This window comes from Vibrio sp. MACH09 (assembly GCF_033238805.1).
GTDB lineage: Bacteria > Pseudomonadota > Gammaproteobacteria > Enterobacterales > Vibrionaceae > Vibrio.
The window spans coordinates 1,629,838-1,642,167 of record NZ_BSFZ01000001.1; the positions used below are offsets into that span (position 1 = coordinate 1,629,838).

The window sequence follows — 12,330 nt, forward strand, 5'->3', positions numbered from 1 at the left end:
TATTACGAATAGCGTAGTTAGAATACCTTGCAGGCAAAGCCTTTAAGGTAAAAGCCCTCTGGATATGCCGTGTCAATTGGATGATCCGCTGCTTGTTCAAAACGCTCTACAAACTTTACGCTGCGGCCAGAATCTAACGCTGCATCAGAAATGATTTTTTGGAATAAATTTTGTTCCATTAAACCAGAGCAAGAGTAAGTTAAAAGCGTGCCACCAGGTTTCAGAATTTGCATCGCGAGCATGTTAATGTCTTTGTATCCACGACAAGCACCATTTAACTGTGCCTTTGACTCTGCAAATTTAGGCGGATCCATGATAACAACATCAAATTTGGTTCCTTGATCTCGGTATTCGCGCAACAGTTTAAAGACATCAGCATTTAAAAATACCGCACGTTTTTTGGACAGATCAAAATCGTTTAGTTGAGCGTTATGTTTCGCCATATCTAGAGCTGGTTGAGAAACATCAGCATTGATAACACGCTTAGCGCCTCCCTTGAGGGCGTAAAGTCCAAAGCCACCTGTGTATGAGAAACAGTTAAGAACTTCTTTATCTGATACATACTTCATCGACTGCAGACGACTATCTCTCTGGTCCAGATAAAAACCTGTTTTATGTCCGTTTTTGATGTCGACGCTAATTTTGATACCATTTTCTTCAATGATGACTTCTGATGGTGGCTCAATACCATGTAGAACGCCTATGGTCTGTTCTAAGCCTTCTTTTTTACGCATAGATACGTCAGAGCGTTCATACACATTACAGTCGGGGTAGCAGTATACGAGAGCTTCAACCAAACATTGTTTGTTGTATTCAGCCCCAGCGGTGAGCAACTGGCAGACTAAGAAGTTTTGATACCTGTCTATGGTAATTCCTGGTAAGCCATCTGACTCAGCTGCAATCAATCTGTATCCACTTAAACCGTCACGAGCAATTACCTCATCTCTTAGCTTCTGTGCTTGCTGAATTCGTTTGATAAAAAACTGGCGGTCGATAGCCTGTTTATTGAAAGACCAAACTCTAGCTCTAATTTGAGAAGCAGGGGAGAACGCCGCTTTTGCTAACCATTCACCTTGATGGGAATATACATCAACAGTTTCACCTAACGTCGGTTCTCCATCTATTCTTTTAATACCTCTTGAAAATATCCAAGGGTGTTTGCGCCTAAGTGATTTGTCTCGGCCTTTTTCAAGATAAATAGCTACCGTCATGATGAAATCCGTAATAATTGAAGGAGCGGTATTGTGGGGAATTAACGTTCGAAAAGCAATAATGATTGTTTTAAATCTTGGTGTTTATATACTCAATATGATCATACAGAAGACAAATTATTCTGCTCAAGTGTTTAAGGAGGATTAATGTGAATAACATAAGTATGCGTTTTGTTGTATCAGGAATGGTTCAAGGCGTCGGGTTTAGATACCACACATGTTATGAAGGTCTTAAACGAAACCTTACTGGTTACGCAAAGAACTTAGACAATGGAGATGTAGAAGTTATTGCCACTGGCAATGAGAAGGAGTTGGAATCCTTGCACCAATGGCTAGCTAAAGGGCCAAAAAGTTCTCGGGTGGATGGTGTCGTCAAATATGCTCACAACACCCAAGTGTTTAAAGGATTTGAAATAAAGTATTAGCTGATGCGAGTTATACAGGAATGATTTATCAGGATAAAATAGCGAAAGCAGGGCTGGTAAATCAGGGTGGATATTACTAGCCCAAAGGATAAGTACTCGCTATAGACACTTTGCCGGTTTTGGTAAGCCCGCTAATTTGGTTGCTTGCTTGGCGGGTCCTTTCCGAAATAAGGTAAATAGATATTTGCTACTTCCCTTTTCTTCACCGTACTCTTTTGCCATCGCTTTTACCAACATTCTAATCGCTGGCGATGTGTTGAATTCTTGATAAAAGTTACGCACGAAGTGGATCACTTCTTTATGCGAATCCGTTACTTCTATTCCCTCTGTCTCGGCCAGTAGAGGGATCATTCCTTCGTCCCAATCATCGACATTAAGTAAATAGCCTTCAGGGTCTGTTGCTATTTGTTTGCCCTTGTACTCGAACATATAAATATCCACTGATTTTTTTCAAGAGAATATCGTGTTTTCAGCCAATAAAAAAGCCCGGTATTAAACCGGGCTTTAAAATAGCAGTAATCATTTAGTCGTCGTTCATTACACCTAAGATGCTTAGAAGACTAATGAAGATGTTATAAATAGATACATACAATGTAATCGTTGCAGAGATGTAGTTTGTTTCTCCGCCGCGAATGATGCCTTGAGTTGTTAACAAAATAGCACCAGTAGAGAACAGAATAAACATTCCGCTCAATGCCAGAGACAGTACCGGCATTTGCAAGAAGATATTTGCAATCACACCAACGACCAGTACAACGAAACCAGCAAGCATCATTCCATTAAGAAATGAAAGGTCACGTTTAGTTGTTAACGCGTATGCCGACGCAGACATAAATGCTAATGCTGTACCGCCTAACGCTGTTAAAATAACATCACCCATACCTGCACCGATGTACATGTTAAGGATAGGGCCGATGGTATAACCTAAGAAACCAGTAAATAGGAAAGTGAATACCAGTCCCATACCGTTATTACGGTTTTTCTCTGTCAAAAACAGTAAGCCATAAAAACCAACCAACATAATGATTAGGCCTGGGCGTGGTAGATTAAGTGCCATGGAAAATGCTGCAACAACGGCTGACCATAGTAGCGTCATTGATAGCAAGAAATAAGTGTTGCGTAATACTTTGTTTGTTTGAATCACGCTTTGTTGTGTAGACGAGCGAGAAACCATTGGACTGTTCATAATCTTCCTCAAAATGTAACTGACTAATTACTTAGTGTATATATTGGACTGAAAGTTGCATTTTTCAAGTCCTATTTATATAGGAGAATAAGTATTATCCTATATATTGAAAAGGTTAGTTGTTATTGTAGTTGTAACAAAATATTTCGTAACCCCAAAATATCATGATATTTTTGAAAACATGAGATTTTTGAAAAAGGCAGCTAAGCTGCCTCATCTCTATTGTGATGCACTTTAATCAATGACTCAAGATTTGACTCAAGAAGTTTTGAGTTCGATCCGATTGTGGATTTTCAAAGAAGTCTACAGGGTTGTTTTCTTCAATGATCTCTCCTGCGTCCATAAAAATAACCCTATCTGCCACCTCTTTGGCGAAGCCCATTTCATGCGTGACACATAGCATGGTCATGCCTTCCTCCGCGAGCTCAACCATAACGTCAAGCACTTCTCTCACCATTTCTGGGTCAAGTGCTGAGGTAGGCTCATCAAATAGCATGATCTGAGGGTTCATACATAGTGAGCGAGCAATAGCAACACGCTGTTGTTGACCACCTGAAAGCTGGCCGGGGAATTTTTCGGCCTGATCTGGAATTTTAACGCGTTCTAGATATTTCATAGCAATTTTTTCCGCTTCTTCCTTAGGCATTTTCTTTACCCAGATAGGTGCAAGCGTACAGTTTTCTAAAACGGTCAGATGAGGAAACAAATTAAAGTGCTGGAAACACATCCCAACCTCTTTCCTTACTGCTTCAATATTCTTAAGATCTTCCGTCAGTTCGTTATCTGCTACGACAATCTTTCCTTTTTGATGCTCTTCTAAACGGTTAATACAACGAATCATAGTTGATTTACCGGAACCAGAAGGGCCACAAATAACGATTTTTTCGCCTTTCTTAACTTTCAAATTAATGTTTTTAAGCACGTGGAACTCACCGTACCACTTATTCATATCTTCTAACCGAATTACGTAATCTTGTTGCTGCGTCATAATACGTCCTTGAATTCTTAACTATCGTTTGTGACCGGTGTGGAGTTTGTTTTCTAGCCAAATCGAGTATCTCGACATACCAAAACAGAACACCCAGAACACTAACGCGACAAATACATAACTTTCTATGGCAAAACCTAACCACTCAGGGTCGGTGTTCGCCGCTTGACCTATACCTAATACGTCAAACATACCAATTATTAATACCAAACTGGTGTCTTTGAACAAACCAATAAAGGTATTTACAATCGATGGAATGGTAATTTTCAATGCTTGAGGAAGAATGATTAAGCCCATTTTCTTCCAGTAGCTTAAGCCCAACGCATCGGCTGCTTCATACTGTCCTTTTGGAATAGCTTGCAAGCCACCGCGAATAACTTCTGCCATATAAGCAGCACTGAACATGACAACGCCAATTAACGCTCTAACTAATTTATCCGTTTCAGAACCTTCAGATAAGAACAGAGGCAACATAACCGATGCCATAAATAGAACGGTAATCAGAGGTACGCCACGCCATACTTCAATGTAGGTGGTACACATACTTCGAATGATTGGCATTTCAGAGCGTCTTCCTAGCGCTAATGCGACGCCAATTGGAAGGGAAACAACGATACCAACAATAGCGATAATTAAGGTTACTAGAAGGCCTCCCCATTTGTGAGTCTCGACGACTTCTAGACCAAATATGCCACCGTATAAAAGAGCGGTAATGATAAAGGGATAAACATTAACAAAAAACAGCCAGATCCAAGTCCGCTTAGGCGTTTTTTCGTACATAAGTGCTGCGACAAATAGTGCTAATGTTGCGTAAAACAGGCGAGGGCGCCACAGTTCAGCTTCAGGATAGAAGCCATACATAAACTGATCCCATCGAACGCTAATAAATACCCAACATGCCCCGTCACGGCTACAAGCATCTCGAGTTGTACCAATCCAATCAGCGTTAACAAATGCCCAGCCAACAATAGACCAAATCATGCTGATGGCTAGGTAACCAAGTATCAGGGTAACGATGCTATTGATTGGACCGTTAAATAAATTTTTCCTAAGCCAACTCACTAAACCTACGGTATTCGAAGGGGGTGGGAGGTCAGGTTGAAATTGATGCACTTTCATCGTTATCTCTCCACTAAGGCTACTTTTCGGTTATATATATTCATCAGCGCAGAGGTAACGAGGCTGAGAGTAAGATATACCGCCATGGTCATTGCGATGATTTCAATCGCTTGACCTGTCTGGTTTAGGGTCGTTCCTGCAAATACGGAAACTAAATCTGGATAACCAATCGCCATTGCTAATGATGAGTTTTTAGTTAAGTTTAAGTATTGGCTGGTTAGTGGTGGAATAATGATGCGCAATGCTTGTGGTATGACAATGAGCTTAAGTGTTCTATTTCGAGGCAAACCTAAAGACATTGCGGCTTCTGTTTGTCCATGGTTCACGGCATTGATACCGGAACGAACTATTTCCGCGATGAAGGAGGCCGTGTATATACTTAATGCCAAAAGTAACGCTGCTAGTTCGGGTAAAATACTGATACCACCACGGAAGTTAAATCCTTTTAGTACTGGAAGTTCAGCAGAGATTGGTGAACCAGCCATGAAATAAACCACGGTTGGAAAGAGAATGCATAAAAGTAGTACAACACGCCCAATTGGAAGTTGCTGTCCGGTTAGCTTTTGTCGGTTTTTTGCCCAAATATTAATAAATATTGTCGCAACAACGCCAATTAAAAATGTTGCTATAACAAAACCACTTCCTTGTTCAAACACAGGCGCCGGAAAGTAAAGACCTCGTACATTGAGGAAAATGGCCTCACCTAGGCTCATACTATCTCTGGCGGAAGGGAGGGCTTGCAATACAGCAAAATACCAAAAGAATATCTGTAGTAATAATGGAATATTTCGGAAAATTTCAATATATACAGCGGCTAGACGACTTACCAACCAGTTAGAAGATAATCTCGCTATACCAACGGTAAAACCAACGACCGTGGCGAGAATAATACCTAAGAAAGATACTAAAGCGGTGTTGAGAAGGCCAATGATGAATGTTCGACCATAAGAGAATGTTTCATCATATTCTACCAGCGTTAAACCTATGCCAAACCCGGCTTCTTGACTCAAGAAATCAAAGCCTGTCGCAATACCTCGAGCTTCAAGGTTACTTAATGCATTATTTACAATGGTATAAAAAAAGTAACTTAGAGCCAGTATTGCAATAAGTTGAAAGACGACAGATCGAAACGTTGGGTTATACAGGAGGTTGGTGTTTTTGGGTACCAAAGATGTTGAATCTGGTACATTTGTATTAGTGGGTTTCATACAGCTTTAACCTCAAAAATTCATTGAATAAAGGGCGGTTTTCACCGCCCATCACTACTATCCAATTAACGAATTGGTGGAGCGTACATGAAGCCACCATTGTTCCATAAGGCATTAACGCCTCGAGAAATCTTAAGTGGAGATCCTTCACCTACAGTTGCATCAAATAGCTCACCGTAGTTACCTACTTGTTTAATTACCTGATAACCCCAGTCATCACTGATACCAAGAGCTTTACCTTTTGGTCCGTCAACGCCTAAGATACGTTTGATGTTAGGATCTTTCGACTTCAACATTTCATCCGCATTTTGTGATGAAATACCGTACTCTTCAGCATTAATCATGGCTGAAAGTGTCCACTTAGCAATGTTGAACCACTGATCATCGCCTTGACGAACAACTGGGCCTAGCGGCTCTTTTGAGATGATCTCTGGTAGAACTACTGCTGAGCTTGGATCTTTCAAGTTAAGGCGAAGTGCATATAGACCAGACTGATCGGTAGTTAGCACGTCACAACGTCCTGAATCAAACCCTTTCGATGTTTGAGCCGCTGTATCGAATACAACAGGCTTATAAGACATATTATTGTTGCGGAAGTAGTCTGCTAAGTTAAGTTCAGTTGTCGTTCCTGACTGCACACATACTGATGCGCCATCAAGTTCTTTAGCACTCTTAAGACCAAGTCCTTTATTTACCATGAAGCCTTGACCGTCATAATAAGTTACCCCAACAAAGTTTAATCCTAGTGCGGTATCACGATGAAGAGTCCAAGTTGTATTTCGAGAAAGAATATCAATTTCACCAGATTGAAGAGCGGTAAAGCGTTCTTTTGCGGTAAGAGGGACATACTTAACTTTCGTTTTGTCGCCAAGTACTGCAGCCGCGAGAGCCTGACAGTAGGCAACGTCAATGCCTTCCCACTCACCTTTAGAGTTAGGGTTAGAGAAGCCAGGTAGGCCTGTACTCACGCCACACGTCAAATAGTCTTTAGATTCGACTTTAGACAGCGTACCTTCAGATGATGACGCGACTGCAGCAGGAGCAGCAGTGCTAGCGCTAGATTGGCTTTTCATTTCTTCGATTTGTTTTTCAAGAGCGCTAATACGATCCTTATCAGCTTGACTACTGGTTTCTCCACATCCCGCTAATGCAAGCAGTACTGCAGACGAAATTAAACCGATTTTAATCTTAGATTGCATATAATATCCCTATCTTATGTTTGAGCTAACTTACTCTTACGGACAAAGCACCCATTTAGTATGTTGTTAGGTGCATTAAGTTAATTGCGTTAGTATTGTCTAATTTGTTGAGCGCGAATCTTAACTGACATTAGAATGACGAAATGTAGCATATTTGTAAATAGTGCAATGGTGTCACTCATAGTGCATCTCGTTGTTTAATCTGAATATTGAGCTATTTGTAGATATATATGCTGCTTTATTGCGATAAATTAACGGGGATATCTGCAATGAAACGGAAATTTAATAGTTAATAGTTTCAAATGTAAACATTGTGTTAATTTTATGCCCGATTTTGGTGCGAAACCTTCTAGTTATGATGGAGTATTAAGAGCAAGATGCAGTATTTTCCACTTTTTTATGATTTAAATGGTAAGAATGTCTTGGTTGTTGGCGGTGGTGATGTGGCCACACGTAAAGTGGATATGCTAGTGAGGGCGGGGGCTAGAGTGACGATTGTTTCACCTCAGTTAACATCTTCTCTGCATGAACTTGTTGATTCAGGCGTTTGTCAGTGGCTAAGTCAACCTTACTCATCTGATCTGATGACGGGTTTTGTTCAAGCTTGGGCTGCGACTGATGACTCAGAACTGAATCACCAAGTGCATAAAAATGCCAAAAGTAGTGGGGTAATGGTTAATGTCGTGGATGACAAACCTTATTGTGATTTTATTACTCCATCTGTGGTGAATAGAGGGAGAATTCAAGTCGCAATTTCTAGTGGAGGCGCCTCTCCTGTACTGGTACGAAATATAAGAAAAAAGATTGAGATGCTGCTAGAGCAGAATATCTCTCTATACGCAGAATATGCTGCAAGAAAACGACAAGAGATTCAGGACGAATTTGCGACGGTTGCTGAACGGAGAGCATTTTGGGAACGATTTTTTGACGATAAATCAATAAGTTTAGTGAGCACAGAGCAAGAGCTTGATGAGATATATTATCGAGTGTTACAAGGCAAAATAAAAGAGACAGTGTCACATAATTGGATAGAGTTTGGTGAAGATGTTGAACTGATTTCTATCAAGACTTTACGAATAATGCAGCTTGCAGACATTGTCTATTATCCAACGTCGTGTCCATTTGACTTTGTTGACCTGTGTAGGCGAGATGCGGATAGAGTCGAGTATCAGGATTTGCAACAGCTTTCCGAGTTGTTGACGAAAAAAGGCTCTGAGGAAATGCGACAAATATGCATATTTATCCCAAAAGGTGAGTTGGATGTTGATGATCTTAAAGGTATTAACCGTTTAAATAATAACCTGTTTAAGGTTGTAGGTTAGGGAAGCGAGGCTTCCCTAGATGTGCACTTATCAACGATTTATTAGTCTCTAAAGTTGTCAAACTGGAACGGTTGGCCGAGTTCAGTTTCTTTAATTAGTGCGATTGCTGTTTGTAAGTCGTCACGTTTTTTGCCAGTGACTCGTACTTTATCACCTTGTATTGAAGCTTGAACTTTTAGTTTGGCGTCTTTTAGTGCCTTAACCAATTTCTTAGCAACCGGTGTTTCGATTCCCTGCTTGAACTGAACGTCTTGATACCAGTTTTTGCCAGATTGATCTTTGTCTTTAGATTCCATTGCTGAGGCATCAACACCTCGCTTAGCGAGATTCGCACGCAAGATATCCAGCATTTGTCTTAGCTGAAAGTCATCTTGTGCCGCGAGCTTTACCGTTTCGTCTTTCAACTCAAAACTGGCTTCAACGTTACGAAAATCAAAACGAGTAGATAGCTCACGGTTTGAATTATCGACAGCATTTTTAGTTCAACTAAATCGATTTCCGAAATAACATCAAAAGATGGCATAGTTTTACTCCTATTTATTTACGCTTTTTATCGCATCTGCCAGCTCATCGAGCATAGACACAGTATCTTGCCAGCTTAGGCAAGGATCGGTTATGGATTTTCCATAGGTTAATGAAGAGAGGTCATCCATTGGTTGATTTCCTTCTTCTATAAAGCTTTCAGCCATAATGCCAGCGATATTCTGGCTACCAGAACGAATTTGCTGACAGATATCTTTGGCGACATCCAATTGTTTACGATGCTGTTTTTCGCAATTAGCGTGACTAAAGTCGACCACTAGCCTCTCTGGCAAATTAAATTCTGCCAATCTATCGCATGCGGAACGAATGGATGATTGATCGAAATTAGGGCCCGTGTCACCGCCTCTAAGAATAACATGTCCCCATGGATTACCGCTGGTGCGATATACGGTCATACGGCCATTTTTATCTGGAGAGTAGAAATAGTGGCTAGCATGAGAAGCACGGATAGCATCTATGGCTGTTTTTACATTACCATTGGTACCGTTCTTAAATCCTACAGGACAAGAAAGAGCCGATGCCATTTCTCGGTGTATTTGAGACTCAGTCGTTCTTGCTCCAATCGCGCCCCATGTGATCAAGTCGGCAATATATTGTCCGGTGATCATATCTAAAAATTCAGTCGCTGTTGCGAGACCAAGTTTATTGATATCTAGTAACAATTTACGGGCTCTATTTAAGCCGGTTTCTAAGGCATAGGAGCCATCTAGATTTGGGTCGGTAATGAGTCCCTTCCAACCAACAACAGTACGCGGTTTTTCAAAATAACTACGCATAACAATAAATAGTTCGTCAGAGTAGTTGTCTTGGATATCTGCTAATCGACGAGCGTAATCTAAAGCAGCATCAGTGTCGTGTATTGAGCAAGGACCAACGATCACTAACAAGCGATTGTCGTGGCCGTTTAATATTTTGTCTATTTGCTTACGAGAATATTCGATTCTTTCTGCAACATCATCGGTAATCGGGTGTTGAGCAACTAGTTCTGCTGGAGTGGGCATCGGCCCGAGTGGCTGAGTTCTCAGCTCATCAGTTTTTAATGGCATTTGTGCAACTGTATTTCTTATGGCGAAGGGCTAAAGATAACGGAAATAGAATCAGTAATAAACTATGTTTTCGAATCATTTAAAAAAAAATCTTCTTTAAGGTGTAAATATATTCATGAGACCGATAGACAAGGGATTTGGAGCGGTCGTTCTATTAAGTTTCAAGCGATAAGTGACAGGAGTGAGTGCTGTTGATGTATCTAAATAATGCATTTACACACCTTTTTGGGCGAATGGTCGTTTTCTTGAGTAATTAGTCTAATGTTTGCAGCATTTTGTTAACATTGTGTTGACAATTAAAACTTTCATCGCTTTACTGGTCCAATCAGTTATTAACTTGGTGTTTATATGCTCTCTAACTTAACGAAAATGAACTTATATCTAAATCTATTTGCCTTTACTAAAGTCCCGTTAATTTGGTTGTGTCGACCAAAAATCATTGCGATAGATGAAGAGAAAGTGGTGGTTAAAATTCCATTGCGAAGAAGAACAAAGAATCACCTCAATAGCATGTATTTCGGCGTATTGGCTGTGGGCGCAGATGTTGCCGGTGGTTTTCTCGCCATGAGCAAAGCAAAAGAGAATAATAAGAAAGTTTCTTTGGCTTTTAAAGAGGTTCAAGGGCGTTTTCTTAAACGACCTGAGGCGGATGTTGTATTCACCTGCAGTGAGGGGAAATCAATAGATACTCTTTTAGAGGAGAGTTTTCGTACTGGGGAGCGTGTTAACCGCTCTGTTAAGATTATTGCGACATGTCCATCTATTAATGGTGACGAGCCAATGGCCGAGTTTGACCTGACACTCTCAATTAAAGTTATAAACTAGAGTGTTGACCATACGAGTAATGGTTTGCTGACTCGTGATAACGAATGGAAGAGAATAGGGCGTGATTGGCGCTAAGCCAAAACAGAGCTCTTCGGTGCTCGCTTCTTATTATGGATTGGGTATAATCCTCCCCTCTAATAAAGTGACGAGTATAGATAGATGATTAAAGTTGGCCAGGTAAACACCTTAGAGGTCGTTAAAGTAGAAGATTTCGGTCTGTTTTTAGACGCTGGTGATTATGGCAGTGTTATGTTACCAAAACGTTTTGTTTCACAAGAAGTAACGATTGGGCAATCTTTAAATGTCTTTTTATATTTTGATTCAGACAGCCAGTTAACGGCAACAACCGAACAACCCATCGCTCAGGTTGGTGAGTGGGGAATGATGGAAGTTGTTGGTGTCAATAACACGGGTGCCTTTGTAGACTGGGGAATTGGTAAGAAAGATCTTCTTATTCCATATAGTGAGCAACGATCTCGATTAAATGTAGGACAAAACATTTTAGTCTATGTATATAGTGATCGTGCTTCAGGTCGTATTGTAGGCACTACCAAGTTTAATAAGATACTGGACAAAACGCCTGCTATATATAGTCACAATCAGCGTGTTGAATTACTTATTGCAGAAAGAAGTGAACTCGGTTTTAAAGCGATCGTTGAAGGTATGCACTGGGGAATGATTTTCTCTTCAGATGTATTTGGTAAACTCTATATCGGCAAGAAACTTAACGGTTATATAAAAAATATCCGTGACGATGGAAAGATCGATCTTTCATTACAGAAGGTCGGAGTGAGTAAGATGGATGATTTAAGTGAAAAAATAATTGATCTACTCAATAAGAAAGAAGGATTTTTGCCACTGAATGATAAATCTTCACCTGAGGCGATATTTGCTCTATTTAGAACCAGTAAAGGAACATTTAAAAAGAGTATTGGTGGGCTATATAAAGCTGGCAAGATTACGATAGAGAAAGATGGCATTTATCTCGCGAAATAATATCTGTTTTTTACCAAATTAAGGCTCTCAATAGGGCCTTAATTATTTGTATTATGTTTTGAATAGGCTGGTTAAAAAATTAGCGATTTTGCTTCTGTTCAAAAAAGAGCCCAGCATTTTCAATGGCTGGGCTTAGGGGAAAGGTTCTAAACTGAGTATTTGAAGAATAGAACCTACGCTTAATTGAGTAACGCTAAACTTCCAAGTAAATTGCTATTTAATTACTATTAGTTTAGTACAGCTTTGGCGCTTTACCAGTATA

At 40.3% G+C, this 12,330-nt stretch carries 12 protein-coding genes and 1 pseudogene; 4 read left to right on the forward strand and 9 right to left on the reverse strand.

Annotation, left to right across the window (positions count from 1 at the left end):
* Positions 1-17 precede the first annotated feature (17 nt).
* Positions 18-1,211, reverse strand: a complete 1,194-nt coding sequence (locus CHJ_RS07185; RefSeq protein WP_317917302.1) for a class I SAM-dependent methyltransferase — start codon at positions 1,209-1,211, stop codon at positions 18-20.
* Between the two features lie 164 nt (positions 1,212-1,375).
* On the opposite strand from CHJ_RS07185, the gene yccX reads away from it, so the two are divergent.
* A complete protein-coding gene (yccX, locus tag CHJ_RS07190; protein ID WP_216613513.1) occupies positions 1,376-1,636 on the forward strand; it encodes an acylphosphatase in 261 nt (86 codons plus the stop codon).
* 99 nt (positions 1,637-1,735) lie between these two features.
* Here the strand turns inward: yccX and CHJ_RS07195 are convergent, their stop codons facing one another.
* The 6 genes from CHJ_RS07195 to CHJ_RS07220 all read right to left on the reverse strand — a co-directional run bounded on the left by CHJ_RS07195 (position 1,736) and on the right by CHJ_RS07220 (position 7,210).
* Complete coding sequence (locus CHJ_RS07195; RefSeq protein WP_171751923.1) at positions 1,736-2,065, reverse strand: TusE/DsrC/DsvC family sulfur relay protein; 330 nt, start codon at positions 2,063-2,065, stop codon at positions 1,736-1,738.
* A gap of 94 nt (positions 2,066-2,159) precedes the next feature.
* Complete coding sequence (locus CHJ_RS07200; RefSeq protein ID WP_171751924.1) at positions 2,160-2,822, reverse strand: Bax inhibitor-1 family protein; 663 nt, start codon at positions 2,820-2,822, stop codon at positions 2,160-2,162.
* Between the two features lie 238 nt (positions 2,823-3,060).
* Positions 3,061-3,810 (reverse strand): amino acid ABC transporter ATP-binding protein, encoded by a 750-nt coding sequence (locus CHJ_RS07205; protein WP_171751925.1) that lies wholly within the window; start codon positions 3,808-3,810, stop codon positions 3,061-3,063.
* Between the two features lie 21 nt (positions 3,811-3,831).
* Positions 3,832-4,929 (reverse strand): amino acid ABC transporter permease, encoded by a 1,098-nt coding sequence (locus CHJ_RS07210; RefSeq protein WP_171751926.1) that lies wholly within the window; start codon positions 4,927-4,929, stop codon positions 3,832-3,834.
* Positions 4,930-4,931: 2 nt separating this feature from the next.
* On the reverse strand, positions 4,932-6,137 hold the full coding sequence (locus CHJ_RS07215) for an amino acid ABC transporter permease (RefSeq protein ID WP_317917303.1): 1,206 nt from the start codon (positions 6,135-6,137) through the stop codon (positions 4,932-4,934).
* A 65-nt stretch (positions 6,138-6,202) separates the two neighbouring features.
* Positions 6,203-7,210, reverse strand: coding sequence for an amino acid ABC transporter substrate-binding protein (locus CHJ_RS07220; protein ID WP_171752059.1), 1,008 nt, complete (start codon positions 7,208-7,210; stop codon positions 6,203-6,205).
* A gap of 503 nt (positions 7,211-7,713) precedes the next feature.
* Between CHJ_RS07220 and CHJ_RS07225 the strand changes: the two genes are divergently transcribed.
* Positions 7,714-8,658 carry a bifunctional precorrin-2 dehydrogenase/sirohydrochlorin ferrochelatase gene (locus CHJ_RS07225; protein WP_317917304.1) on the forward strand — a complete coding sequence of 315 codons (945 nt, stop codon included), beginning with the start codon at positions 7,714-7,716 and terminating at the stop codon, positions 8,656-8,658.
* A gap of 41 nt (positions 8,659-8,699) precedes the next feature.
* Here the strand turns inward: CHJ_RS07225 and CHJ_RS07230 are convergent.
* Positions 8,700-9,181: pseudogene (locus CHJ_RS07230) on the reverse strand (YajQ family cyclic di-GMP-binding protein).
* A gap of 10 nt (positions 9,182-9,191) precedes the next feature.
* Complete coding sequence (locus CHJ_RS07235) at positions 9,192-10,247, reverse strand: 3-deoxy-7-phosphoheptulonate synthase (protein WP_171751930.1); 1,056 nt, start codon at positions 10,245-10,247, stop codon at positions 9,192-9,194.
* A 348-nt stretch (positions 10,248-10,595) separates the two neighbouring features.
* Between CHJ_RS07235 and CHJ_RS07240 the strand changes: the two genes are divergently transcribed.
* Positions 10,596-11,072 carry a PaaI family thioesterase gene (locus tag CHJ_RS07240; protein WP_171751931.1) on the forward strand — a complete coding sequence of 159 codons (477 nt, stop codon included), beginning with the start codon at positions 10,596-10,598 and terminating at the stop codon, positions 11,070-11,072.
* 159 nt (positions 11,073-11,231) lie between these two features.
* A complete protein-coding gene (locus tag CHJ_RS07245; protein WP_317917305.1) occupies positions 11,232-12,068 on the forward strand; it encodes a S1 RNA-binding domain-containing protein in 837 nt (278 codons plus the stop codon).
* Positions 12,069-12,330 lie beyond the last annotated feature (262 nt).

What these genes read in the sequence shown, in the direction of transcription:
- CHJ_RS07185 (WP_317917302.1), bottom strand. Translation starts at nt 1,211, where the DNA reads ATGACGGTAGCTATTTATCTTGAAAAAGGCCGAGACAAATCACTTAGG.
- yccX (WP_216613513.1), top strand. Translation starts at nt 1,376, where the DNA reads ATGCGTTTTGTTGTATCAGGAATGGTTCAAGGCGTCGGGTTTAGATAC.
- CHJ_RS07195 (WP_171751923.1), bottom strand. Translation starts at nt 2,065, where the DNA reads ATGTTCGAGTACAAGGGCAAACAAATAGCAACAGACCCTGAAGGCTAT.
- CHJ_RS07200 (WP_171751924.1), bottom strand. Translation starts at nt 2,822, where the DNA reads ATGAACAGTCCAATGGTTTCTCGCTCGTCTACACAACAAAGCGTGATT.
- CHJ_RS07205 (WP_171751925.1), bottom strand. Translation starts at nt 3,810, where the DNA reads ATGACGCAGCAACAAGATTACGTAATTCGGTTAGAAGATATGAATAAG.
- CHJ_RS07210 (WP_171751926.1), bottom strand. Translation starts at nt 4,929, where the DNA reads ATGAAAGTGCATCAATTTCAACCTGACCTCCCACCCCCTTCGAATACC.
- CHJ_RS07215 (WP_317917303.1), bottom strand. Translation starts at nt 6,137, where the DNA reads ATGAAACCCACTAATACAAATGTACCAGATTCAACATCTTTGGTACCC.
- CHJ_RS07220 (WP_171752059.1), bottom strand. Translation starts at nt 7,210, where the DNA reads ATGAAAAGCCAATCTAGCGCTAGCACTGCTGCTCCTGCTGCAGTCGCG.
- CHJ_RS07225 (WP_317917304.1), top strand. Translation starts at nt 7,714, where the DNA reads ATGCAGTATTTTCCACTTTTTTATGATTTAAATGGTAAGAATGTCTTG.
- CHJ_RS07235 (WP_171751930.1), bottom strand. Translation starts at nt 10,247, where the DNA reads ATGCCATTAAAAACTGATGAGCTGAGAACTCAGCCACTCGGGCCGATG.
- CHJ_RS07240 (WP_171751931.1), top strand. Translation starts at nt 10,596, where the DNA reads ATGCTCTCTAACTTAACGAAAATGAACTTATATCTAAATCTATTTGCC.
- CHJ_RS07245 (WP_317917305.1), top strand. Translation starts at nt 11,232, where the DNA reads ATGATTAAAGTTGGCCAGGTAAACACCTTAGAGGTCGTTAAAGTAGAA.